The sequence below is a fragment of the Pedobacter faecalis genome (assembly GCF_030182585.1).
Classification (GTDB): domain Bacteria; phylum Bacteroidota; class Bacteroidia; order Sphingobacteriales; family Sphingobacteriaceae; genus Pedobacter; species Pedobacter faecalis.
This window is the reverse complement of the sequence record NZ_JARXOW010000003.1, coordinates 63,221-87,793: the sequence shown is the minus strand read 5'-3', so window position 1 is coordinate 87,793 and position 24,573 is coordinate 63,221. Positions and strand designations below refer to the sequence as shown.

26 protein-coding genes are annotated in these 24,573 nt (G+C 46.9%); 19 read left to right on the top strand and 7 right to left on the bottom strand.

Annotated elements, in window-relative coordinates:
• Positions 1-5 precede the first annotated feature (5 nt).
• A complete protein-coding gene (locus QEP07_RS16130) occupies positions 6-872 on the bottom strand; it encodes a ThuA domain-containing protein (RefSeq protein ID WP_285011338.1) in 867 nt (288 codons plus the stop codon).
• Positions 873-954: 82 nt separating this feature from the next.
• Complete coding sequence (locus tag QEP07_RS16125; protein WP_285011336.1) at positions 955-1,632, bottom strand: hypothetical protein; 678 nt, start codon at positions 1,630-1,632, stop codon at positions 955-957.
• 256 nt (positions 1,633-1,888) lie between these two features.
• On the opposite strand from QEP07_RS16125, the gene QEP07_RS16120 reads away from it, so the two are divergent.
• The 6 genes from QEP07_RS16120 to QEP07_RS16095 all read left to right on the top strand — a co-directional run bounded on the left by QEP07_RS16120 (position 1,889) and on the right by QEP07_RS16095 (position 11,564).
• Positions 1,889-4,552 carry a glycoside hydrolase family 78 protein gene (locus tag QEP07_RS16120; RefSeq protein ID WP_285011334.1) on the top strand — a complete coding sequence of 888 codons (2,664 nt, stop codon included), beginning with the start codon at positions 1,889-1,891 and terminating at the stop codon, positions 4,550-4,552.
• 17 nt (positions 4,553-4,569) lie between these two features.
• Positions 4,570-5,601, top strand: a complete 1,032-nt coding sequence (locus QEP07_RS16115; protein ID WP_285011332.1) for a GntR family transcriptional regulator — start codon at positions 4,570-4,572, stop codon at positions 5,599-5,601.
• 85 nt (positions 5,602-5,686) lie between these two features.
• Complete coding sequence (gene rhaT / locus QEP07_RS16110; protein WP_285011330.1) at positions 5,687-6,766, top strand: L-rhamnose/proton symporter RhaT; 1,080 nt, start codon at positions 5,687-5,689, stop codon at positions 6,764-6,766.
• Between the two features lie 22 nt (positions 6,767-6,788).
• A complete protein-coding gene (locus QEP07_RS16105; protein WP_285011328.1) occupies positions 6,789-8,909 on the top strand; it encodes a bifunctional aldolase/short-chain dehydrogenase in 2,121 nt (706 codons plus the stop codon).
• Between the two features lie 15 nt (positions 8,910-8,924).
• The gene (locus QEP07_RS16100; RefSeq protein ID WP_256007540.1) at positions 8,925-10,205 is read left to right on the top strand and encodes a sugar isomerase; all 1,281 of its coding nucleotides are present in this window, start codon (positions 8,925-8,927) and stop codon (positions 10,203-10,205) included.
• A 6-nt stretch (positions 10,206-10,211) separates the two neighbouring features.
• Positions 10,212-11,564 carry an FGGY-family carbohydrate kinase gene (locus QEP07_RS16095; protein ID WP_285011326.1) on the top strand — a complete coding sequence of 451 codons (1,353 nt, stop codon included), beginning with the start codon at positions 10,212-10,214 and terminating at the stop codon, positions 11,562-11,564.
• Here QEP07_RS16095 and QEP07_RS16090 read toward each other — a convergent pair.
• On the bottom strand, positions 11,549-12,553 hold the full coding sequence (locus QEP07_RS16090) for a basic secretory protein-like protein (protein ID WP_285011324.1): 1,005 nt from the start codon (positions 12,551-12,553) through the stop codon (positions 11,549-11,551). The two genes, QEP07_RS16095 and QEP07_RS16090, sit on opposite strands and share 16 nt — an antisense overlap.
• 182 nt (positions 12,554-12,735) lie before the next feature.
• Here QEP07_RS16090 and QEP07_RS16085 point away from each other — a divergent pair, with 182 nt between their 5' ends.
• Both QEP07_RS16085 and QEP07_RS16080 read left to right on the top strand, forming a co-directional pair.
• On the top strand, positions 12,736-14,688 hold the full coding sequence (locus tag QEP07_RS16085) for a sensor histidine kinase (RefSeq protein WP_285011321.1): 1,953 nt from the start codon (positions 12,736-12,738) through the stop codon (positions 14,686-14,688).
• A gap of 186 nt (positions 14,689-14,874) precedes the next feature.
• Positions 14,875-16,125, top strand: a complete 1,251-nt coding sequence (locus QEP07_RS16080; protein ID WP_285011319.1) for a tyrosine-type recombinase/integrase — start codon at positions 14,875-14,877, stop codon at positions 16,123-16,125.
• Here the strand turns inward: QEP07_RS16080 and QEP07_RS16075 are convergent.
• The 4 genes from QEP07_RS16075 to QEP07_RS16060 form a co-directional block, all read right to left on the bottom strand.
• Positions 16,112-16,555, bottom strand: a complete 444-nt coding sequence (locus QEP07_RS16075) for a helix-turn-helix domain-containing protein (RefSeq protein ID WP_285011317.1) — start codon at positions 16,553-16,555, stop codon at positions 16,112-16,114. The two genes, QEP07_RS16080 and QEP07_RS16075, sit on opposite strands and share 14 nt — an antisense overlap.
• A 23-nt stretch (positions 16,556-16,578) precedes the next feature.
• Positions 16,579-17,061, bottom strand: coding sequence for a hypothetical protein (locus tag QEP07_RS16070; RefSeq protein WP_285011315.1), 483 nt, complete (start codon positions 17,059-17,061; stop codon positions 16,579-16,581).
• A gap of 69 nt (positions 17,062-17,130) precedes the next feature.
• Positions 17,131-17,850 (bottom strand): hypothetical protein, encoded by a 720-nt coding sequence (locus tag QEP07_RS16065; RefSeq protein WP_285011314.1) that lies wholly within the window; start codon positions 17,848-17,850, stop codon positions 17,131-17,133.
• A 13-nt stretch (positions 17,851-17,863) separates the two neighbouring features.
• Positions 17,864-18,499 carry a S24 family peptidase gene (locus tag QEP07_RS16060; RefSeq protein ID WP_285011312.1) on the bottom strand — a complete coding sequence of 212 codons (636 nt, stop codon included), beginning with the start codon at positions 18,497-18,499 and terminating at the stop codon, positions 17,864-17,866.
• A 134-nt stretch (positions 18,500-18,633) separates the two neighbouring features.
• Between QEP07_RS16060 and QEP07_RS16055 the strand changes: the two genes are divergently transcribed.
• The 11 genes from QEP07_RS16055 (at position 18,634) to QEP07_RS16005 (ending at position 24,535) form a co-directional block, all read left to right on the top strand.
• Positions 18,634-19,203 (top strand): response regulator transcription factor, encoded by a 570-nt coding sequence (locus QEP07_RS16055; protein ID WP_285011310.1) that lies wholly within the window; start codon positions 18,634-18,636, stop codon positions 19,201-19,203.
• On the top strand, positions 19,203-19,415 hold the full coding sequence (locus tag QEP07_RS16050) for a hypothetical protein (protein WP_285011308.1): 213 nt from the start codon (positions 19,203-19,205) through the stop codon (positions 19,413-19,415). The genes QEP07_RS16055 and QEP07_RS16050 overlap by 1 nt, the downstream gene beginning before the upstream one ends.
• A gap of 68 nt (positions 19,416-19,483) precedes the next feature.
• Complete coding sequence (locus QEP07_RS16045; RefSeq protein ID WP_285011306.1) at positions 19,484-19,921, top strand: hypothetical protein; 438 nt, start codon at positions 19,484-19,486, stop codon at positions 19,919-19,921.
• Positions 19,921-20,214: a helix-turn-helix domain-containing protein gene (locus QEP07_RS16040; RefSeq protein WP_285011304.1), complete on the top strand. Its 294-nt coding sequence runs from the start codon at positions 19,921-19,923 to the stop codon at positions 20,212-20,214. Before QEP07_RS16045 ends, QEP07_RS16040 begins: the two co-directional genes overlap by 1 nt.
• Positions 20,211-20,600 (top strand): hypothetical protein, encoded by a 390-nt coding sequence (locus QEP07_RS16035; RefSeq protein WP_285011302.1) that lies wholly within the window; start codon positions 20,211-20,213, stop codon positions 20,598-20,600. Before QEP07_RS16040 ends, QEP07_RS16035 begins: the two co-directional genes overlap by 4 nt.
• 12 nt (positions 20,601-20,612) lie before the next feature.
• Positions 20,613-21,365: a recombination directionality factor gene (locus QEP07_RS16030; RefSeq protein WP_285011300.1), complete on the top strand. Its 753-nt coding sequence runs from the start codon at positions 20,613-20,615 to the stop codon at positions 21,363-21,365.
• Position 21,366: 1 nt separating this feature from the next.
• On the top strand, positions 21,367-22,416 hold the full coding sequence (locus QEP07_RS16025) for a hypothetical protein (protein WP_285011298.1): 1,050 nt from the start codon (positions 21,367-21,369) through the stop codon (positions 22,414-22,416).
• 2 nt (positions 22,417-22,418) lie between these two features.
• The gene (locus tag QEP07_RS16020; protein ID WP_285011296.1) at positions 22,419-23,591 is read left to right on the top strand and encodes a hypothetical protein; all 1,173 of its coding nucleotides are present in this window, start codon (positions 22,419-22,421) and stop codon (positions 23,589-23,591) included.
• 2 nt (positions 23,592-23,593) lie between these two features.
• Positions 23,594-23,827 (top strand): hypothetical protein, encoded by a 234-nt coding sequence (locus QEP07_RS16015; RefSeq protein ID WP_285011294.1) that lies wholly within the window; start codon positions 23,594-23,596, stop codon positions 23,825-23,827.
• A 32-nt stretch (positions 23,828-23,859) separates the two neighbouring features.
• Positions 23,860-24,225: a DUF3127 domain-containing protein gene (locus QEP07_RS16010; RefSeq protein WP_285011292.1), complete on the top strand. Its 366-nt coding sequence runs from the start codon at positions 23,860-23,862 to the stop codon at positions 24,223-24,225.
• A 10-nt stretch (positions 24,226-24,235) separates the two neighbouring features.
• Positions 24,236-24,535 carry a hypothetical protein gene (locus QEP07_RS16005; RefSeq protein ID WP_285011290.1) on the top strand — a complete coding sequence of 100 codons (300 nt, stop codon included), beginning with the start codon at positions 24,236-24,238 and terminating at the stop codon, positions 24,533-24,535.
• Positions 24,536-24,573: the final 38 nt, after the last annotated feature.

Sequence of the window (24,573 nt, the reverse complement as noted above, 5' to 3'; positions counted from 1 at the left end):
CAGGCTTATGGCTCCCGATAGGGAACGTTCATCGCAAATTTTCCTGCCCATTTGACCGGTACCGGTTTGCCAAGCGACCAATGAACGGCATTGATAACCAGACGTTGCAAAGCCTCTTCGTTAAAGTCAGCCGGATGGCCCAGGGTAGTCATAAATACTTTGCCGCCTGCGGGTGTACACCAGGTCCAGGCTACGGGATTGTCGACAGCCTTTTTATCCGGATGAATTGCTCTGCCCATCAATAATGGCGTAGCGCCCTTTACGGGGTAGTCTGGCAGTACATGATACAGCCAGGAGGCAGCCGGAAACTTAGCTGAAACACCGGTTAGCACCGGATGCTTGGCCTGATCTTTAATAAGGTTAACCTCCGTCGTAGAGTTGTGCCCGTAATGTGTATGTCCGCCTTTACCCCAGCCACCGGGAGCACCGAGAGCAAATTCACCAAATTCATTCCATTTCACTAGTGGATGCCCTGCCGGATAGTTAAAAGCGTGGGTGCTGGTACGAAAGCCCATTACCGGTTTGCCCGACTTCAAATAGGCGTCGATGTACTTAATCTGTTCCGCAGGTAGCCGCCTCCACCTCAGAAAAAACACGGCCAGATCTGCTTCCTGCAGCACTTCAAGTCCGGGTATGTTTTCTTCGGAGTTATGATCTGGGGCCGATTTGAGTACCCGGGTCCGTATATTGTAATGCTTTTCCAGTTCAGCAGCAATAAGCGGCATGGTCTCCTCGCTACTGTATTCATGATCGCCGGTTACGAAGACAACCAAAGGTTTTTCTCCCCGGTCGCCACGACGCAGCGCATCTGAGTCTAAGACCAAAAAGAAAAGCAACAGCGTGAGACAGGATAAAAATGGGAAAGTTTTCAAGTTTTCTTTGGTTTTACTATTGGATACATACGAATCTAATAAATATTTCCCCAATAATATCGTCATTTCAGTTAAGCATTAATCAGTACGCAGTATGGCCCGCTTCAATAGCCTTACCGGCAATCTTCTGATAAGCATAGCTGATCAGGCTTATCTTGTCGGAGATCTTATCATGGCTCAGTTTGATCCATCCGTAATGCTGATTTCCGTCAATTTTAAACCTGATCCCGAGAAATTTATCCGATTTACCTGCCCAGAGACCAGTGTAGCTTTCCTGCTGCGCGGTTTTAGATGAACCCGTGATGAAACCTTTAGTGAGGGCGTCCGTCCAGATGCAGCCATCAACCGGCGTTTCCGAGATCAGTTCATCTTTCTCCAGTGGTTGCGTCCATAGTGCGTTGATCACCAGTTCCTCGCCATCCCGAACCATAACTCTTGCGCTTTTAGCTGATTTAGGGCTTACCATCAGGTACATATGCGGCTTGTCGTTATGATGAATCAGGATAGAGAAGAAATTGAAGTCAGCGTTACCGTCTGCATCTACATCGAGAGAAACGTGCTGATTATATCCCAGAACTGCGTTTACCTCCCTGCATATTATTTCAGCATTAGGATTGTCACCCAAAGTAGTTCCGCTTACAGGAGCGCTTTCCATCGGATCTTCAGGAAGCTTCGGTTTATCTGCCTTGTCGAGGGGCTGTTTTTTACAAGCCAGCAATGACAGGGCAACGAATGTGATTAGAAGTGTTAATTTTTTCATGTCCTTTAAACGTATGAGCTGAGGCAAACGTTACAGTTTGCCAAGCTAATCAGTTCGTCTTTTGTCCAGCTGTTATCCACTTGTCATCCACTTGTCGTCCACTTGTCATCCACTGATCGGTGGGCGAGGTATGCTTAGCTACTGGCGGGCAACGGAAGGAAAATTGGCCTGTATAGCTTTGCAGTCATATTGCAGGATGGTGCATGATGCTGTTCTGGAAAAAAATCGCGATACTCGTTTTATCCAAATGAACTTTATGAGCTATATTTTCAGATCCCTGCTGGCATGTATTTTTATTTTTCACTTCGTAACGGCACTCGGGGCGGTTGCCCAGCCTGGCAGGCCGGCCCAACTGCAAACTGAGCACTTGGTGAGACCTTTGGGAATTGACGTGACCAATCCAAGGTTTTCATGGGTGATGGTTGACGGCCGGACAGGTGCGCGGCAGACTGCTTACCGTATCATCGTCGGGAAAGATTCTGCGGATTTAAAACTTAAAAAAAATGTGGTTTGGGATTCAGGAAAAATCGGTGCCGATAATAGTCTGGTAACGTACAAAGGTACTCCGCTTGAGGCCTTTACGAAATATTTTTGGCTGGTTGAAGTATGGGATAAGGATGGCAGGTCTGCCTCGGCAGGATCGAGTTTTGAAATGGGCATGATGAAGGGCGGCAACTGGAAAGGGAGCTGGATCAGCGACAGCCAGAACCGTGAGACAAAACCAGCGCCTTATTTCCGCAAGGTTTTCGCGGCAGAAAAGAAAATCAGGTCTGCCAGGGCATACATCGCTTGCGGCGGGCTCTACGAGTTATACTTAAACGGCCGGAAAGTAGGCAATCATAGGATGGACCCGACCTATACGCGGTACGACAGGCGTACCCTGTACGTTACTTACGACGTGACTGGTCATCTGCAAAACGGAAAGAACGCCATAGGCGTGTTATTGGGTAATGGATGGTATAATCATCAGTCGACCGCCGTATGGGATTTTCATAATGCGCCGTGGCGAAACAGGCCAACGTTCTGTATGGACCTGCGTATCACTTATGCCGATGGCTCTGTGGAAACCCTGGGTTCCGACCGAGATTGGAAAACCTCTTTAAGTCCGGTTATTTTTAATAGCATATACACTGCTGAGCATTATGACGCTCGATTGGAGCAGTTTGGATGGAATGTGGTGAACTTCGATGATTCAAAATGGAAAGGCTCCATTCCGAGAAGCGCACCTTCTGCCAACGTGGTTGCGCAGGCTTTGCATCCTATAAGAAATGTGGATACCCTGCCGGCGGTGCATATGAACAAGATCAATGACACGGCATACGTATTTGATATCGGTAGAAATATCTCTGGGGTAAGCAAGATTACTGTCACCGGCGAAGCGGGGACCGTGGTAAGGCTTAAACATGCGGAGCGTTTATATAAGAACGGTCGGGTAGATATGTCGAATATCGATCAGCACTATCGGCCTACCGACGATACAGATCCTTTCCAGACGGATATTTTTATACTCAGCGGGAGGGGAGAAGAGTCGTTTATGCCCCGGTTCAACTACAAAGGTTTTCAGTATGTGGAGGTGACGGCAAGCAAGCCGGTTAAGCTGAAACAATCGGACATTACAGGATATTTTATGCATAGCGACGTACCGGTTACCGGCCACATTAAGTCTTCGAACCCAACGGTCGACAAGATCTGGTTTGCCACAAATAGTTCCTATTTGTCTAACCTGTTCGGTTATCCGACCGACTGTCCGCAACGCGAAAAGAACGGATGGACGGGCGATGCGCATATTGCTGTGGAAACCGGTCTTTTCAATTTTGATGGCATAACGATTTATGAGAAGTGGATGGCTGATCATCGTGATGAGCAGCAGCCGAACGGCGTTTTGCCTTCTATTATTCCTACCGACGGATGGGGCTATGAATGGGGCAACGGGCCTGACTGGACGAGTACGATGGTACTTATTCCCTGGAACATTTATCAGTATTATGGCGACGATCGGATTCTGCGCGCCAACTACAACAATATGAGGCGGTATGTAGACCACATTACAGATATTGCGCCATCGGGTCTGACCACCTGGGGGCTGGGCGACTGGGTTCCGGTGAGTACCAAGCCTCCTGTGGAGTTTACTTCGTCGGTATATTATTTTGTAGACGTGACGATCATGGCCAAAACGGCCCGATTGCTGAACAATACGGCCGACGCGAATCGGTATGCTGCCCTGGCCAATAAGATAAAGGCTGCTTTTAATAAAAAATATCTGAACGAGTCGACCGCCATATACGGTGCCGGCCTCCAAACAGAACTGAGCATGCCGTTGTACTGGGGACTGGTGCCTGAGAACCTGAAAGCTCAGGTTGCGGCGAATCTGGCTAAGAAAGTTTCCGAGAGCAACAATCACATTGATGTGGGTTTGCTGGGCACAAAGGCGATTTTGAATGCGCTAAGTGAAAACGGTTATGCCGATCTGGCTTACACGGTAGCCTCACAGGAAACTTATCCTTCCTGGGGTTGGTGGATCGTGAACGGGGCTACAACCTTGTATGAAAACTGGCGCATTGATGCCAAAAATGATATTTCACTAAACCACATTATGTTTGGTGAGATTGGCGCCTGGCTTTACAAAGCACTTGGCGGCTTGAAACCAGATGAGCAACGCCCGGGATTTAAAAATGTCATGCTGCGGCCGAATTTCGTATCTGGTCTTAATGAGTTTGAGGCGCGGCATACAGGCCCTTATGGCGAGATTGTCTCGTCCTGGAAGCGATCCGGGTCCTCGGTGTTCTATGATGTGGTAGTTCCGGCCAACTCGACGGCGACAGTGCATTTTCCGGCAGATAAGAAGGCTTACCGTAATGGAACAGCAGTAAGCAGCACGCTTAACATCGTTGCCGGTAAGCACCGGTTTGAAATAAAATAAATTCGGTACTTTTAAGCATGAAGTTGCCTGACTTTTTTGATTTTATTACGATCGACGAGTATTCGGCGACACCGAAGTACCTGCAGTTGAGCAATGCGGTGATCAAAGCCATAGAACAGGGAAAGCTGCAAAAGGACGGGATGCTGCCTTCTATCAATGAGCTGAGTTATGTTCTGGAAATCTCCCGCGATACTGCCGAAAAAGGTTACCGGTACCTGAAGAAACTTGGTGTGATAGGCTCCGTGCCGGGTAAAGGTTACTACGTGGCCCGGTCAGATGTAAAGCGCAAACTAAAAGTGTTCCTGTTGTTTAACAAACTAAGTGCGCATAAGAAAATTGTATACGATGCTTTTGTTGCTGCGTTAGGGCAGGATGTGTCGGTCGACTTCTATATATACAACAATGATTTTACGCTTTTTAAGCGTTTCCTGGCTAACCAGAAAGACGAGTATTCGCACTATGTCATTATCCCGCATTTCATAGAAGGGGAGGCGCAGGCCCGGGATATCATCAACGCGATCCCGAAGGAGAAATTGATTCTGCTGGATAAGAAGCTGGCGGGTATTACGGGCGACTTCGCTGCGGTATATGAGAATTTTGAACATGATATTTATAATGCCCTGGAGGAGGCCCGGGAGCATTTGAGTAAGTACCACACGCTTAAAATCATTTTTCCGAAGCGGAGTTATTTTCCAAGAGAGATACTGGACGGTTTTCAGCGATTTTGTTTACAATACGCATTTTCGCATCGGGTAGTGAGCAATATTGCAGAAGAAACCCTGGCCAGTGGTGAGGCTTTTATTACGCTTATGGAAGATGATCTGGTTACGCTGCTCGAAAAAGCCATGGGCATGCATATGGAGGTAGGAAAAGAGATCGGTGTGATTTCCTATAACGAGACGCCCCTTAAAAAGATCATTTTAAACGGTATTACAACGATCTCCACTGATTTCCGCTTTATGGGTACAGCAGCGGCACAGCTTATACTTGACAATGTGCGAAGTCATATTGAGGTGCCTTTCTATTACATCCACCGGGCGTCGGTATAGCCGCCTTACCATGATGGTGCATGACAGTATTGCGTATCTATAACCTTATTTTAGATTACCACAAACCAATATAAACTGAACAGCTATGCAGGTAATTCTCGGAGTAATTTTTCATTTTATCGGCGGATTCGCTTCCGGCAGTTTTTACATTCCGTATAAAAAGGTAAAGGGCTGGGCCTGGGAAAGCTACTGGATTGTGGGTGGCCTGTTTTCATGGCTCATCGTTCCACCCATAGCTGCTTACCTGACGATTCCCGGTTTCGCTGCGATCATCGCAGGAACGGATACGAGCGTATTGCTGCTCACCTATATTTTTGGTGCGCTATGGGGCATTGGTGGACTTACCTATGGATTGGGTGTGCGTTATCTCGGGGTCTCGCTTGGAAGTTCAATTATTCTGGGGCTTTGTTCAGTCTTCGGCGCCCTTATTCCCTCTGTATATTATAATTTTAATCCGTCCCCGGGGAAGGACAGTTTAAACGATATGTTATCATCGCAGTGGGGGAACATGGTGCTTTTGGGGCTGCTTGTGTGTGTCATCGGGATCGTGATCTGCGGTAGAGCCGGGGGGATGAAAGAGCGCGATCTTGTGGCTGGTGGTAAGGCCGATCCGTCGAACAACGAATATAAAATCGGTCTGGGCTTAACTGTATCTATCATCTCAGGTATCCTGAGTGCGTGTTTTGCATTCGGGATCGACGCTGGCAAAGATATGGCCAATCAGGCGAACGAAGCCTGGAAGGCGGTAAACCCGGGTCGTGGAGAGTTTCTTTTCCAGAACAATGTGAGTTACATCGTGATCCTTTGGGGCGGACTTACAACGAACCTGATCTGGTGCATGATACTAAATGCCCGGAACAAGACTTTTGGAGATTATACGAACCGCAAAGCCCCTTTACTGGCCAATTACTTGTTTTCAGCGCTCGCGGGAACAACATGGTTTCTGCAGTTCTTCTTCTATGGAATGGGCGAGAGTAAATTGGGTAACGGGGCAAGTTCGTGGATTTTGCATATGGCCTTCATCATTCTGATTGCAAATGGATGGGGACTGATACTGCGGGAGTGGAAAGGTGTGACCCGGCGTACGTATGCAACTGTGGCAGCAGGCATTGCGATTATTATTCTTTCAGTACTCATTGTGGGGTACGGAAATTCTATCAAGTGAAAAACATAATTGATATACGTTTATGACTATCAGAAATACTGATTTTAAGCATGTGAGCTATTTGTGGGATGATGAGAAGGCTGCCGAGTTGGCTGGCGATGAGGTTGCCCTCCTGATTTACCGGTCTAACCTGCTCGGAGCCGATCTGCGGTTGACCAACTATGGCGGTGGCAACACGTCCTGTAAGGCCATGGCTGAGGATCCGCTGACAGGGGAGATGAAAGAGGTGATGTGGGTGAAGGGATCGGGCGGCGACCTGGGTACGCTGAAGCGTAGTGGACTGGCCGCTTTGTATGTAGACCGCCTGAGGAACCTGGAACGCAGGTATCGCGGACTGGCGCACGAGGATGAAATGGTGGCGCTGTTCAATCACTGTATTTACGATCTGGAGTCGAAAGCACCTTCTATAGATACGCCTCTGCATGGCTTTCTGCCTTTTAAACATATTGACCATTTGCACCCCGATGCAGCCATCGCCATTGCAGCCTCAAAAGATGGTGAGCGCATCACGCAGGAGCTCTTTGGCGGTACAATTGGCTGGGTGCCATGGCAAAAGCCTGGTTTTGAGCTGGGCCTGATGCTTCGTCGCTGTCTGGAAGAAAATCCGGGAATACGCGGCATCATGTTAGGGTCGCACGGCTTGTTCACCTGGGGCGAAACAGCCTATGAAAGTTATTTGAATACACTTGAGGTGATCGAGAAATGTGCCGATTACCTGGAGCAGCATTATAAGGGCGCCGGACAGGCCTTCGGCGGGCAGCGGCTGGAGAGTCTGGAAGCAGATGCTCGCAGAAAGCAAGCGGCCAGCATCGCACCAGTGCTTCGGGGGTTCTGTTCGAGCGATCGCCATATGGTAGGCCATTTTACGGACGACCCTCGGGTGCTGGAGTTTATTAACTCAAATGATCTCAGTCGTCTTGCGCCCATGGGTACCAGTTGCCCCGACCACTTTCTGCGTACCAAGATCAGTCCGCTTGTCCTGACGCTGCAACCCTCAGAGGATTTGAGCAATGTGCAGGTATTGAGGGAGAAATTGCAACCGGAATTTGAGGCCTACAGAGCAATGTATGCGGCATACTATGAGTCGTGCAAACACGATGATAGTCCCCCGATCCGCGATCCTAACCCCGTTATCATTTTATACCCCGGCGTCGGCATGTTCTCTTTTTCTAAGGACAAACAGACGGCCCGCGTTGCTGCCGAGTTTTACATCAACGCCATAAATGTTATGAAAGGCGCAGAGGCCATCTCTGAATACACTTCTTTACCGAGACAGGAGGCATTCAATATAGAGTACTGGTTGCTGGAAGAGGCTAAATTACAAAGGATGCCAAAGCCTAAGCCGCTGACAGGAAAGATTGCGTTGGTGACCGGCAGTGCGGGGGGTATAGGTAAGGCGATTGCCCGCAAGTTTGCAGAAGAAGGAGCTGTAGTGTTGCTGAACGACATGAACCAGGAACGTTTGTCGGCCGCAGCAGCTGAATTTGAGCAATCGTATGGCAAAGACGCCTTTGCTACTGCTGTGCTCGACGTTACCGACAGCTCGCAGGTTTCGGAGGCATTCGATATTGCTGCATGTGCGTTTGGCGGAGTAGACATTGTGGTAAACAATGCAGGTCTTTCCATTTCCAAGACGATTGGCGACCATACTGAAGGCGATTGGGATCTTTTGTATGATGTGCTTGTGAAAGGTCAGTTTTTGGTTACCCAGGCTGCGGTAGCGGTGATGCAAAAGCAGGGCTTGGGCGGCGACATCTTAAATATTGTGAGCAAAAATGCTTTGGTAAGCGGACCTAACAACGCCGGATACGGCAGTGCGAAGGCCGCACAACTGCATCTGAGCAGACTAAACGCTGCGGAATTGGGTGCTGAGGGTGTCCGTGTTAATGTGGTGAACCCGGATGCCGTGATAAGCGATAGCAATATTTGGGCTGGAGGCTGGGCCGAAGGGAGAGCCAAGGCCTATGGAGTTTCAGTCGATGAGTTGCCAGCTTACTATGCAAAACGTACCTTGCTGAATGAGGTTATCCTTCCGGACGATATTGCGAACGCTTGTTTTGCTTTCGTCGGTGGTTTGCTTGGTAAGTCGACCGGAAATATGTTGAACGTAGACGGCGGGGTAGCTGCTGCGTTCGTCCGTTAATTAAAATCAATGTTTATGAAACTTGAAAATCATCATATCGATGCGGTAAATGCCCCGCTGCTGGATGCGCATTACCGCCGGCTAGACCATTGCTTGAGCGAAATTCCGGGGGCTACCGAAATTATTGGCCGCCTGATGGAATTCCAGATCGCTATTCCCAGCTGGGCGTTAGGCACGGGGGGCACACGGTTCGGAAGGTTTTCCTCTGGCGGAGAGCCGAGAAACCTGGAAGAGAAAATCTCTGATGTTGGTTTGCTGCATCGCCTGAACGGCTCGAGCGGCGCGATCTCGTTGCACATACCCTGGGATCAGGTCAAGGCCAGCGAAGCGGAATCCGTCAGACAACTGGCTGCATCGCATGGTCTTCGCTTTGATGCCATGAATTCCAATACTTTTCAGGATCAGTCAGGCCAGCCGCTTAGTTACAAGTTCGGATCGCTGCAGCATGTAGATCCGCAAGTGCGGAGGCAAGCCATTGCACATAATATCGAGGTGATCCGGCAAGGCGAGGCCTTAGGCTCGAAGGCATTAACGGTTTGGCTGGCCGACGGATCTTCTTTTCCGGGTCAGCTTAACTTCCGCAGGGCTTTTCAAAATACGCTTGAATCACTGCAGGAGATCTATGCAGCTTTGCCGGCCGACTGGAAACTTTTTGTGGAATATAAAGCGTTTGAACCTAACTTTTATTCTACGACGGTGGGCGACTGGGGCCAGTCTTTACTTTACGCCTCTAAATTGGGCCCGCAGGCCTATACACTCGTAGACCTTGGTCACCATTTGCCAAACGCGAATATTGAACAGATCGTTTCGCTCCTGCTCATGGAGGGTAAACTTGGGGGCTTCCATTTCAATGATTCAAAATATGGCGACGACGATCTGACTGCCGGAAGCATTAAGCCGTACCAGCTGTTTCTCATATTTAACGAACTTGTTGAAGGAATGGACAGTCGCGGTATGGATCATGCCAAAGATCTCGGATGGATGATCGATGCTTCACATAATGTAAAAGACCCTCTTGAAGATCTTTTGCAATCGGTAGAGGCAATCATGCTGGCCTATGCACAGGCATTGGTCATTGATCGTGAGGCTTTGAAGAAGGCACAGGAAGCAAATGATGCAGCGCTTGCCCAGGAAATATTGCAACATGCTTTCCGGAGCGACCTTCGGCCACTGGTGGCAGAGGCTCGGCTTAGGAATGGTGCCGCCTTAGCTCCTCTTGAAGCTTTCAGGAGCCTTGGGTTACGTACTGAGCTTATTAAAACCAGGGGTGAAAACACTGTAGCAACCGGGTTGTAGCAGCTTATGGGGGCACAAAATAGGATTCCTGTAATTGCCGTGTTCGATGTGGGCAAGACGAACAAGAAGCTTTTTCTGTTCGACGAGCAGTACCAGGTTGTTTTTGAGCGTACCGCCCGTTTTACGGAAACCGTAGACGAGGACGGCGATCCGTGTGAGAACCTCGAAAGCTTGCGCCTCTCTGTTTTTGACTCACTGAGAGAGGTTTTTCGCAACGGGAAGTTTGAGTTGAAAGCCATTAATTTTGCGGCCTATGGCGCAAGCCTGGTTTATATCGACGCGCATGGCAACCCGGTAGCACCGCTTTACAATTACCTGAAGCCTTACCCGGAAGCACTCAAAGCACGCTTTTATCAGCAATTTGGTGGGGAAGAGGATTTTTCTATGCGGACTGCCTCGCCGGTACTTGGAAGTCTGAATTCCGGAATGCAGTTGTACCGGCTCAAGTATGAGCAGCCCGATGTCTTCGCTCGCGTTCGCTACGCCTTGCATTTACCTCAGTACATGAGTTATTTGATCAGCGGACAACCCTGTTCAGATCTTACGAGTCTGGGTTGCCATACCAATTTGTGGGACTTTGAGCGTCATGACTATCACGAATGGCTGAGGATTGAGGGATTGGAGGAGAAACTGGCACCTATTCTCAGTGCAAGCGAGGTATTGCCTGTGGCCTTTCCTGGTAGTGGTTACGTTGTTGGGACCGGCCTGCACGACAGTTCGGCCGCCTTGGTGCCCTACCTGGTTAGTTTTCATGAGCCTTTTCTTCTTCTTTCCACCGGAACCTGGTGTATTAGTCTCAATCCTTTTAACTCACGGCCACTCCAAGCCGATGAATTAAAAAGTGATTGCTTATGTTATTTACAATATCAAGGCACACCCGTAAAGGCATCGAGGTTGTTTCTGGGCTATGAGCACGAGCAAGAGGTTAAACGTATTGCGGAGCATTTTGGTGCAGATGCGATTAAATATCGGAGTATGAGGTATGATCCTTTTTTAATAGAGGAACTGGATCAATTGTCTCCCGACAGGCGAGACCCGATAGCGCAGCCCGATGATGTGCGGGCTTATCATATCCTTATGCTCAACCTGGTAGACAAACAACGAAATGCGACAAATCTTGTTTTGAAGGATACTGACGTCCGACGAATTGTTGTGGACGGCGGATTTAGTAAAAACGCCATTTTTATGAACCTTTTGGCAAGAGCATTTCCTAAAACGGAGGTATATGCCGCGCATATGCCGCAAGGAACGGCTGTAGGCGCGGCTTTGGCTATCCATCAGGCATGGAACAGTCGGCTTGTGCCAAATGATCTTATTCAGCTGAAATATTATGCAGCGGCAAATTACTTGCCGCTGTAAGTGAGTTTTAGTTCCGGTGCCTTCGCATAGTCCTGCCAAAGTTCATCGACGGTTTTGCCAGTCAGCTCTTTCCATGAGCTTTCCTTGTACGTGTGTTTCCTCAACTGGTCATCAAGTGTGGCGATAAGTCCGGGTTTAACTTTCTGCTCAAGCCACTCAAAGAAACGGGCAGTTACCCGGTAAGCATTGGTATAGCTTTGCTTCTCATTAAATTCAGGTAGCGCCCACTTAGATCCGATGTTGTCCACACCGTATTTGTAGCGCACGTAGTCGGCAATCCCTTCCGTAAGCCAGCCTGGTCCCGAGCCGTATCCGTAGCCTTGCACAATATGCATCGTTTCATGTGTAACCACGTCAATATCTGTCGGATTACGCTTCATGTAATTATAGCTGAACAGGATACGGTTGCCGCTTGCCTCTGCTACTGCTTTATAAGCGGTGTCAACCACGAAGAGAACCTCGCGGGTCGATTTGGGGTTAAACGTGTTAACCAGCGTGGGGTATACTTTAAAATAAGTGTCTATCAGATTTTGCTTAACAACCGGATCAAATTCTGGTGCCTTGCTGATAAATACCAGTTGGTAGCCGTCCTTTTTGATGGTATCTGCCGAAAACCAGTTTTTCGAAAACTGATGCATCAGGGCTTTCTCGAGGTTTTTATCGTTCTTTTTCAGCCATTTGCTGTTGATAACAATCTCGCCTGCTTTTGCGCTTATGGTGCCATTGAACTTGTCCGACACCTCCATGGTTGCTTCTCGGACCGTCCGATAGCCGTCGGCCCGGGCAAAGTCTGGATATACCGCGTTAAATGCAGCCCTCAATCTGGCCGTATCAAGCTTGTCTTTCGTGCTGTTCACAATGGTAACCTGATAACCCCGCATCCCTCTTCTCTGGCGGTTAGGATTGTTTGTTTCCTGACGTGTATTCTGCGCAACAGCAGACAAAGCTGCGCCTAAAAAAATGGCCGAAATCAAAAAGTTTCTAATCATATCTGTTTAGTTATATGGCATAAAGATACCGGTTGGGTGCCGATATATAAAATCTTTGAATTTGTAAAAATGAAGATACAAAGTATTGGGGCGGTTGTTCCGCAAGCCCTTCGTTGTGTTGCAGGTGTGAAATCCTTTATTATTTGCTAATTTAGGCGATTAATGCCCCAAATATAAGCTGTATGTTGACGTTTCGAATCGTAAGACTAGGTGCTTTTTGTGTTTTTTTATGGCTGTGTTTCGGCGTTTTCAGCGCGGTTGGCCGCAGCCCCGTGCCGCTCGACCTGAGTAATATCGGTAAGCTGGTTAGTTATTACTCCGACAGTACCGCCAAGTTAACTCTGGCGCAGATTACTTCCCCTGAACTGGCTTCCCGCTTTAGGCCCGGTGATAAAGATATTCTGAACTTCGGGAACACCAGCAGTGCCATATGGATCAGATTTCAGGTAAGACATCATGGATTTAAGAAGGTATATGCCGTTCTCGACGCACCAAATATCGAGCAGATTGATTTGTATGCGCCCGATGCGAACGGTGGTACCTGGCATGTGCGCGCCGGAAGTCTGTTCAGGCAGACTAAAGGTGTGAAGGTTGATAACGACTATGTTTTCGACTTGCCGCCACTAAGTCCAGATACCGTCGCGACCGTATACATGCGGCTTGAAACCAACAATATAATGGTAGTACCGCTTAAGCTTTCCACGGCGGAAGCCATGGTAGAAAGGGTACCTTACAAGGACCGGATAGAGTATGCCTATATAGGTGTGCTAATTGCCCTTTTATTGTTCAACCTCTTTTTGTATTTCAGTTTGAAAGACAAAGCATATCTCTATTATACCCTCTATGTGCTCAGTCTGTCGCTCTACATGCTGATATACATAAGGGGCTATAGTTTTCTGTTGGGGCCAGATCTCCGGATATTCATGAGCAAACATCCACATGTGTTCCTGAGCCTTTCTGTCGTTACCTCGCTATTGTTTTGCCGTCGCCTGCTCAACCTCGAGGTAACGGTTCCATCCATGCTTAAATATTATTACTTTTTCGGTGTTTGCGGTATAATCCTATTCTTTCTGAGTGCTGCCGGATTCAAGAGTACATCGACATCTATTGCGCAACTGCTTACCATATCTGTGGCCCTGACCCTGTGGATCTCTGGAATAATTGCTTACAGGCGGGGCTTAAAAGCAGCGAAGTACTACGTGGCAGCCTGGTCGCTCATCTGGATCAGTGTGGCCATCGTTACCCTTAGCCTCGCCGGTATTATCGAGGTAAATGAATACACGATGCAGCTTGTGCCGCTTGCTTCTACAGGCGAGCTCTTACTGCTGTCATTTGCGCTTGGTGACAGGTACAACACCATCATTGCTGCGGAACAGCGGGCGCGTGATGAAAACTTACGTCTGGTACAAACGCATAACCTCAAACTTGAAGAACGCGTGAAGGAGCGGACACAGGAGTTGAATCAGTTTTTCTCTATTGTGGCTCACGACCTGAGAAGCCCGTTGAACAGCTTGATGAGTATACTCGAGCTAAATGATATGCAGGTGTTGAATAATGAAGAACTCCGAGCTTTGCTCAAGGAAAACACAGCGAACATCCACAGGATTAATAGCACCGTGAATACGCTCCTGCATTGGGCTAAGGGGCGGATGGAAGGTTCTCAATCAGTGCCCGTCACGTTCGACGTTAAAGCAGTGCTGGATGAACTTTTGCCAGCGTACATGCCACTGATACAGCGGAAGGACATTGAGCTTGAAATGCAAACTGCCGGAGCGTTGTCCGTTTACGCCGACAGGAATGAGATTGTGCTTGTGTTAAGGAACCTTATAGATAATGCGATTAAATTTACGCCTAAAAACGGACAAATTTCGATCGGTTTAAGCGAAGATACGGGCGTAGGGAAGGTTGCTGTGTCAAATTCGCTGGAAGATGCCGGAGCTCTGCAACGTGCGATTAGGGCGGCTACAGCGGAAAACGGCGTAATGAAAAGTACCGACTATTCTGCTGGTGTAGGGTTGGGCTTAAATCTATGCAAAACCTATTTACAGAATAACGGCAGCGACCTGAGCGTAACCGGGGGCAACGGAAAGATATTTTTCTCGTTTGAATTACCGGTTAAAAAAGAAGGGAGTTAGCATTGCTAACTCCCCTTAAGTGTTCCCGAAGGGATTCTTTACTAATATTCTTAGATATTAGATTATTGTAGAATATGTCTTTGCAATAATATTTAGTAGCTTTGTGATGACAGTGTAAACAACCTGCAGACTCCGAAATTTATGTTTGTTTACACCATTGTTTACACTAAGCACATTTTTTATGCAATGGCAGCCTCAGTAAAAATACTACTTTACAAACACAAAACCTATTCAGACGGAACTCACCCAGTGGTTATTCAGGTAATAATAGATCGTAAACCAATAAAGACGACAGTTGCAAAAATTCTCCCTGATCAGTGGGACCCAACCACATGTAGAGTCAAGGCCAGAAAGCATCCGAACGCTGCGCAAATCAATTTAAAGATAATCGAAGAGTACAATAGAGTTGAGAGGTTAGTTATTGACGGCAGTTTAATATCTTCAAATGCCAGGCAGGTTCTAAGAAACGAGTCTATGGATGAGACAGACACAGAACCAGCGAAACGAGATAGCGTGCCGGATCTGATCCGTGGTTATGCAAAAAGCGAGTTCTGGTCAAAGAATAAAATTACACGGTATAATACACATATGGCACTGGCCAATGAAATAGAATCTTTTGCCGGAAAAAGTGTTTTTTTGGAAGATATTAATGAACAGTGGCTTGACGGTTTTTTTATTTATCTGGAGACAAAAGAACATAAACCAAATGCAGCCAGTACCCGCAGAAAGAAGCGTTCATGGATCAGTAAGTTTTTACAGTACTGCCAATCTAAAGGCCTTTACTTCGGGAACCCCACTTGTAAAATAAAAATTGTAGGAAAAAAGCCGGTTAAAAGGAAGCTTTCCGAAGAAGAGCTCGAGGCATTTATAAACACTGAAAAACTCAGCGGCCACCAGCAGATGTGTCAGGATATATTTTTGCTACAGTTTTATAATAGAGGAATGAGGGTGGGTGATGTTCTTGCTTTAGAGCAGAAAAACATCAAAGGTGATAGGCTGGTTTATTTCGACGAAAAGACGGATAAACATTTTGATATCAGGATGCGGCCAGAAGCCATCAAGATACTCAATAAATATAAAGTAGCGACAGGCCGTATTTTCCCGATATATAAGTGGTACTATGACCATTCGCTGGAGCCACAAGAGAATGAGCAGGCTAGGTTAAGGGAATTGAAGCGTTCGGTGTGCGTAGTCAACAATGCCCTAAGGAGGATTACAGCCAGGTCTGGGATAGATAAAAAGATAACTACTCATATTGCGCGGCATACGTACTCCAAAATGGCCTTCGCAAAAATTAAAAATCCACTGATTACTATGGGGCTTTTAGGACACACATCTCTAAAGGTGCATCAGGAGTATATTCAAGATATTATGAAATCCGACGAGCTGGATGCGGCCGACGATATGGTGTTTGGCAGGCAACCTACCGATGGGTAAGCTGGTTGATGCGCTCCTCCTGAGCATCCAGCCTCTTATTCATCGTTTCAAGCCGGTTAAAAAGGTGTGTTTGCTGAGCTTCGAACATTTTAATAACCCCCTTTAGTGTTGTAATCTCTACCTCCAACGAGTGCAGCGTGCGGGCCATGGCGCTACCAGACTCCGGCTTTCTTTGCGGATCTCCATTGCCTGTGGTTAGCCACTCAGTGTTCAGGTTGTACTTGGTGATATAAGCAGTCAGTACTTTTTGTGAAATGGTACGCTTGCCAGCCTCGATGGATGATAACGTAGGTTGCGGAATTCCCAGGAGCGGAGCCGCGTCGGTCTGCTTTTTAGAAATGTACTTTTCCCTGAAGTGCGTTATCCTGTGAACAACCGACATATCAATTGGACGGGCATTTCTTACATAGGGTGTTGCTGGTCGTGACATTTTATTGTAGTGTATAAGTGTAGTTAAGCGAGCTTTCTTTGTATCGAGTCAAGGATGATTTTAAGTCTGTCCAAGTATTCGATCGCGGATATCTCTTTCTTTTTCTTTTGTTCTTTCATCTCTGCTATATCGATCAATGTCTGCTCGTTCCCTTCAAACCCTGGCAGCTTATGCTCCAGTGATTCAATCCTAGCCTTAACATAATCGTGTACAAGTGCGTCATACCTGTTGATTAGCCCTTGAATCTCGATATTCTTTTGGTGCGTTGACAACGCGGATTGCGATTCATAATGCTTGGACATTCCAACAATAGTATTGTTTCTCTTTTGAATCTCCTGTTCGTAGTTTTTAAATGCTTCTTGGCTTGACTTTAGCTGATGTTTTAACTTAGTTATATCCTGCCTGAACTTTGCCCTGTCCGCCTTAATAAGTTCCCTTTCTCGCACCATTAAGGCAATCATGCCGTCGTATTCCTTTTTGCTTCTTAATGTGTTTCTGTAAAACATGTTCACTAGCCATATATATAGTACAGACAGCATCAGAGCTACTAAGAAGAGAAACCCCCGGTCCATTTACTATTTTACTAGAATTTTCTTAACGCCTCGTGTCGTCTTATTCGAATTGTAGAACGATGATAGTTTAATTACTTCCTCATCAGTTATTTCAGAGGCAAGGTAACGCTTAACTACGCTTTTCGGGACAATTATCGCGACTGTCTCTCCGTCTTTATATGCGACACTATTTTCATCTTTCGAAAAATCCCTTACCACAAAACCACAAACGATACCGAAATAGTTGATGTCCGCGGAAGTCATTAATGGCGCGAAGTTGGACAGTCCCGGAAGCAAAACCTCTTTTGCGACAGAGGACGCTCTTTCCTGTGCATCAAGTTTCAATGTATTCAGTTCGAAGTTTGCAATGACACCGCTTTGCATAAATACCTTCAAATTATTGAATGAATAAAAATCAAAAGGAAGGCTGTCTTCGGTGTAATTGAATAATGAATTTAACGATTCGCCGAAGCGACCCATATCATTGACGTAATTTGTCAAAACAGTTTTATTTTTTCTGATTAATTGAGGTGATTTAGGCGATGATAGTCTAGACAAAATGTCATCCTTTATCTCGTCAAGGTCGTCAGAAGATCCCCTTGTAAGAACAGACATAGCGAAAGTCAGCGACTCTCTATGAATACCGTTAATCGCCGGAGGTAAGCCGACTGGTTTTTTTGTTGTTTGTCCAATGGCCGCTATCATGGCAGCCATGAATAAGAACGTTAAAATTGATTTCTTCATAATTTTTCTTGTTTTATGCTCTTTTATCGATCCAGCCCTGGATTAGCCAAATGTTTTTTATTTTCTCTTTAGGTACTTCAAAATCGTCGTAATTCTCATTTTCACTTTTAAGGAGGAAGTGCCTATCACTTTTAGCCCTTCGTATATACTTCAAGTATCGCTGCCCATTCTTCATGGTGATGCCGTATATCTGGCCATACTCAATATATTCTCTCCAATCACTATCCAGTTTCAGCCCGAAAAGCACGCTGCTTGATTTAATTAGCTTTTCCATGCTATCACCGAATGCCCGGAACGCTATACACCCTGCGAACTCAGGGACATCCATATAATAATCAGGGTGCTCCGAACCGTCTGAAACACTATTGTCGTTTCTCCCAGCCATAAAGTCGGCATTATAGAACGGTATCAGTCCTGTCTCCTTATTTCGTGCTACTTTATTGGTGACTATTTCCCCTTCAGGCCGCATAATTTCAATAGAATTGGAAAAATTTCCATCTGAAAAATATTGAAGCAGTAAATTATAGTCCTCGATTTTAGGCTTGGATACACCTTTTGTCCACTTGTACATGCGGTCATAGGGGATTCCAGTGTCTTTCGATACAGTTTTTAAATTACTGTCTATCAACATTTTAATTAAATCTTCCATTGATATTGAAAAATAATTGAAAAATTTCCATTGAATATTTTGAAAAATGGAAATACTTCCATTACATTTGTATTGTTCAACAGCAACAAAGGTAAATATAACCAATCAGTTCACAATAACCAATAAGTAGTAAAATGACAACAACCAACCGAATACCAGCAGGATTACTAGATGAAGGAGTTGAGTTCTTCACCGTGGTAGAGGATGGCGTACGCAGAGTAAAGGCGTTGATGGGAGGGATGGTAATGCCGTTTAGCAGGGTGCCGGAGAGTAAGAAGGACATATTGCGTAACGCCCTTCGCGACAATCCAACAAAGCGTAAGGCGATGGAACGAATCGCAGGACCATGCGAAGACTCGGCGCTTGAGCAGTTTGTGATATGTAACTATGGCGCGCTTAACGATGATCCTGATATTGATGCTCATGGCAATCTGTCTGAACCTGAATACGCACCATGTCCTAACCGGGCCACCTGTACCCACCGGGGTAAAGGATGCGATAACCTACGGGTATACGGTACACAGCTCAGCGCACGCCAGTCGGACGTGTTCAGCCTATCAGTTCACGATAACAAGACGATAGCAGACATACTATTTATATCAGTTGAGACAGTCAAGAAGCACATGCAGACGATACAGGATGAGACTGGACTTAGCAGTAAGCCTCAAATGGTTCAATACGCAACAAGTAAAGGAATAATATAATGGAAGTATTTGAATTGCCTAAAAAGATCTCATGGACAACAATTCTGGAAGACATGGAAGTAGGCGGAAAGTTAACCGTTGACGAGAAAACAGGTAGAAGCACCGTAGCTCCGCGCATCAGCGGAAAGATCAAGGATAAGTATCCTGAGAGAAGCTACTCAACAGACCGGATAAGTTCACCAGGAAAATTAATCGTAACAAGAACAAAATAAACAAAGGCCTCCGGCCACGTCGCCAAACAAAAACCGGAAGCCTCATTAACCACACAACAAGTATAGTTATGACAAATCTAGCTAAAACCACCAACCAAACAAACCTAATCGAGAAGTGGGACATCGACCGCGATGGAAACGATGTAATTTATCATTACATCACTCCAGACCTAAGTTATTCAGACGAACCGTTTGCTATCCGAATCACTGCTGATGAGTTGGAGCAGTTTATTGCAGACAATGAGCTGAACGAATTCCAGACTGATGTTGACGATTTCAAGTCTTATGATGCCTGGGATTACCTAATGGATAACTGGGAAGAGGTGAAAGACCAGTATTGGGATGAGTTTCTACAGCCCAAGCTTGAAATGTCGTACAAGGAGGCTTCAAACTACCTTGAGGTTTACGCAAAGCAACATACCGCTCCGCTTTCGAAAGAGCAAGTAAAAGCGGTCCTGAACCATGTTAAGCATGTGTTTGGCGTAGAAATAAGGAGGGCTGCATAATGGAAGTTGTAGTAATTGAAAGCAAGACTTTCCAGACGCTCACCCAAACAATAAACAGTGCGGTAGAGAAGATAGAAAGCGTCATGGCTGAAAACCTTCGGCTGAAAGAAGACAGGTGGCTATCGGTTGACGAAGCTGCCAAATATATCGGGTTTAGTAAGCAATGGTTACTCAGAAGAAAGGTTGAGTTTGGAGTCTTCCAAGAGGGACAGGCGGTAAAGTTCAAAAGAAGCTCTCTTGATGCTTACATGGAGAAATATAGGCTAATATCGAACAGGAGGAAAGCATCATGACACTACAGGATTACATATCATGGCTGGCCACAAACCCATCCTTTGAGGAGATGGCTGTCCAGAGCCGCAGTCTGACACGCAAAGCGATAGACTGTTGCAACCGTATGTTGCGCGCGATTCGCAAGGCCGCTAAACGCGTGTCGTGCCTATGGCGCAAGTCACGGCCTACTTCTAGCCAGGTCGCAGAACCAACAAGCGCCGCTCCTCAGGGCATTCGCAGTACTGAGGTGCCATCTGAACGCATGCCTGCCGACTGGGGAGACCATCCGGATGCTAACTATCAGTACCGGGCAGATCGGATGAGGGCTAATGTAGAGGAGGAACTGGCGCAGGAGGAAAGGGTGCATAAAGCGATTGAGATAATTATTAACCGCCGTAAGGCATAAAACTATATCAAAATGAGTACAGGACGCATTATCAAGGCAACGAAGGCGAACAATGCCAGCACGCTGCCGGAAATCGGAAAAATTAAAACAGGCATCAAGGCCAAAACAGCGGCGGGGGTTGAATACCCGAAAGCAATTGACTATTTCCGGCCGACCGGAAATTTTGCGAACGAGTTCACGCGGTTATTTGGTGAAAAACCAAAGTCGCTCCAGGTAGCATTTATCAGCGATAACGTTAGTGAGGTTTGTAATGAGCAGTTTGAAAGCTGGGACAAAGGTAAGCGCTATGGATGGGGTGACGGTGCAACATTCACTATTTGGGATTCGGCTACAGGTAAGTATGTGGAAAATGTGTCAGCTACTGATCCCCGGATTAAAAAGCTCAAGTGGGAGCGAACACTGACCCTGCGTTTTGTCCTTTTGAAAATGACAGGCGTACTAGGCTATTGGACTTACCAAACTAAGGCTAAAGAAGTCAGCATCCCAAGTATTACCAAGTCGTTTGATATGGTTAGAGAAAGAGCCAATACAATCATCGGTTTCCCTTTCAACTTACAAATTGAAATGAAAAAGTCGTACAACCCCGGTGAAGCACGTACGTACCCCGTTGTTACGCTCATTCCAAGTTTTACCGAGGAAAATATTGAGGCTGTCAGGGCGTATATCGATGCCGGTGGTGACTTGAACAGGATTACTACCCGTATGATAGCAAGCGGGGCAATCAATGAACAGACTAAAGTTTTAGAAATAGGGGAGGGCAAATAGAATGACACACGAATTAGTACATACAGACTGGTTTGATGAGGAGGCGTTGCGGCTTCCTGGCTATAAAGTCGGACGGGTGAACTTTGGCCGAGGCCGGTCTTACATTCGCATCAATGAAGGGGGAGTTCTAGAATCGCCACTTAGACTCTACACCAGCCTAACAACTGCCATCAACAGCTGCGCCCCTATGGAGGATCCACTTCTGGATTGGTATATTAAACATGGCAGGGCGGAAGCAAACCGGCTGCTCACCCTAGCGCAGCAATATGGTACTTTGCTGCACCTTGAGATCGGTAAGTTCTTGAAAGAACAGGTTTATGATCTTGACACTACCGATGCAGCAGTTGAAGAATACACAGGCGAGCATGGTTACTGGCATCAGGAGTGTAAAGATTGGGCTGACAAACTTAAGGTAGATATGCTTGCATTCATCCAATTTGCGCTTGACTACAACATTAAACCGCTTGGTATTGAGTATGTGTTATTGAGCGACAAAGGCTTTGGCACTTTGATCGACCTGGTGTGTAAACTCACAATTGAGGAGCAAGGTTATTGGGGAGAAGTCTACAAATCTGGTGAGCGCAAAGGTGAACCTAAGCTAACTAAAAAGCCCGTCGAAAAAACGGCCATCATAAACTTTAAATCCGGCAGACACGGCTTTTACCGCTCCAACGGAATCCAGATCGAATGCGAGAAGCAACTTTGGGAAGAGAACTTTCCAGATATACATATCGATATGGCCTGCAACTGGTCGCCCAAAGAGTGGACCTCGACACCATCTTACAACTTCAAAGACTGGACCGGCGAGATTGATCAGGATGAGATTGACGCCGTACTTATGCTTGCTAACGTCCGGTACGCTAGCAAAGCTGAGAATAAACAGTACATGAATATCAGCGGTGTAGTAAGCACTCCAGAGAGTTTGCTCGCGGCACTTGGCAAGGAGACAATTGAAGAGTATTGCAACCGGAAGTTTAGCAGCACTCCTTTTGCGCCTAAGCGCCGGAGCGTGCCTGCGTCAACATACGTTTCAGCACCATTACCCATATAACTATGAATACAGAGAATACTACGCAGGGTATCACAGTGATTACCCCTGCGGAAATACAAAGCGCTAGCCAGATCCTTGCAAAAACCAAAGGATGGGTTGCCGGGTATTCCAAGAAGCGCGATGAACTTTTGATTCTGGCTAATGCTGAAGGGGTTAAGCTTACTGCCGAAACTGATCAGAAAATCAATGACTTTTTGGCCGGTATTAAAAAGGCGGCGGCAGCGGCAGAAGATGCACGTAAACCGTTCACCCAAAGAATTCAGGAGATTGTCAAGCTATATACTGCAGAAGAGAGCAAGCTTAAGAACGATCTAGCAACCGAATTGCAGGCAAAGCGTAACGCCTCTGTTGCTGCATACGCGAAGGAAGAAGCGGAGAAACGAGCTGCTGAACAATTGTTGCTCGACAAAGAAAAGGAACGTGCTACAAAGTTCGCTGAGGCAGAAGCAGCATTTAGGACCGCATACGCCACTATGTTAAGCTGCGACAAAGCTGAGTTGCTTGCGGCCTTCGAGGGATCTGGCGAAGAAACTATTGATGCAGTGGAGCAACTGCTGTCAGGGGTTACTGGTAATCTGGAGCAAGAAAGATGGGATCAGGTTAATGTTACACTGTCGAGCGGACTGGTTGCTAATGAAATGCCAGACATCGTAATAAAGGCAAAGGAGGGCAAGTTTGAAAAGATTGCGCCGCACTACAAGTCGGAGATCACAGGGTATGCTAATCACCTTTTATCGCTTATTCCTTCAAGACGTGAAGAGATTGCCCAAGGTAAAGCAAGCGCCGCCGCGGAGGAATTACGGAAGCAACAAGACGAACTTGAGGAGAAGCAGAAAGCAGAATCGGAAGCGAAAGCCTTGGAGCAGACCTCTAAAGCTGTTGCCGATGCTGTCTTAACGGTTCAGATACAGCAAGCTGACAGGCAGTTCAGCGCTCCAAAAGCACAAGCCGTAGAATCATATTCAATTACGATTACCGAGCGGGCCGGATGGGCTGAGATATTCAAGTTCTTCCTTACGCATAGTGACGAACAGGACCTAGGTAAAATGAAGCTTGACAGCATGCGATTGTTCGCCGAAAAGTATGCGAAGGCGAATGGTGTTAAGATTGAATCTGAGTTCATTCAATACGAGGCTAAATATAAAGCGATCAATAAATCACGTAAAGCCGCCTAACCATGACAAAACCAGACCTCTCCACTTTGCCCAGGCATATCGTAAAGGTAAGTCGTAAATGGTTTCAAAATACCAAGACTGGCGCCTGGATCCCGGCAAATAAAATCGAGCGATACCTGCCAAAACCAGCACCCGATCATGATGCCATTATGGCCAAGCGGTGGGACTTGCAGGTTGAGACGCATGAGATATTGTCGGAAGAGCAGGTGTACATACGAACAAGTGAAATAATCTAAACCACTCCGGCTCTGGTGAAACCGGAAACAATATGAATATAGTAGGAAAGGTCCATGAAGTTGGCCCAGTACAGCATGTTAGCGAGACATTTAAAAAACGCGATCTTATTGTCGAGTATGCGGAAAACCCGACATATCCTGAGTACATTAAGGTTGAGGCGATGCAGGACAAGACTGCGTTGTTTGACAATCTGCAACCCGGCGATCAGATAGATGTAAGTTTCAACCTGCGCGGCCGCCCTTGGACGGACAAGACTGGTAAAACTTCGTATTTCAATACGCTTGTCGTATGGAGGATTTCAAAGTCTGGGGAGTCCGCGCAGTCTACGCCCGCACCGCAGTATGCGCCTCCGGCACCAGTTGCGGCCCCGGACGGATCGGATGACCTACCGTTCTAGCGAGTAGCACATGCACCCCCTCTCAAACATATACCATCCGCCAGCTACACTAACCGAGCACCCGCGCGTACCGGTTCATACGCTGCGAATAGGTCAGTGCTACGTGCACGAGGTCGGAGGCGTAAAGCGTACCGTATACAACCGAACGCGCGACTACATCACGGTGGTCAGGCATGATGCTACGGGCGACTGGTACACGCGGATAACGCCCGATATGAAAGGCTGGTCAGCGATGGTGATTGTGACAGAGGGGGTACGAAAAACAAAGGCGAGGGCCGCCGAAAGTGCCCAGAGAGAATTATTTGTTTAACAATCCCCTCCCGGATTATTTCGGACTTAGTCTACCCG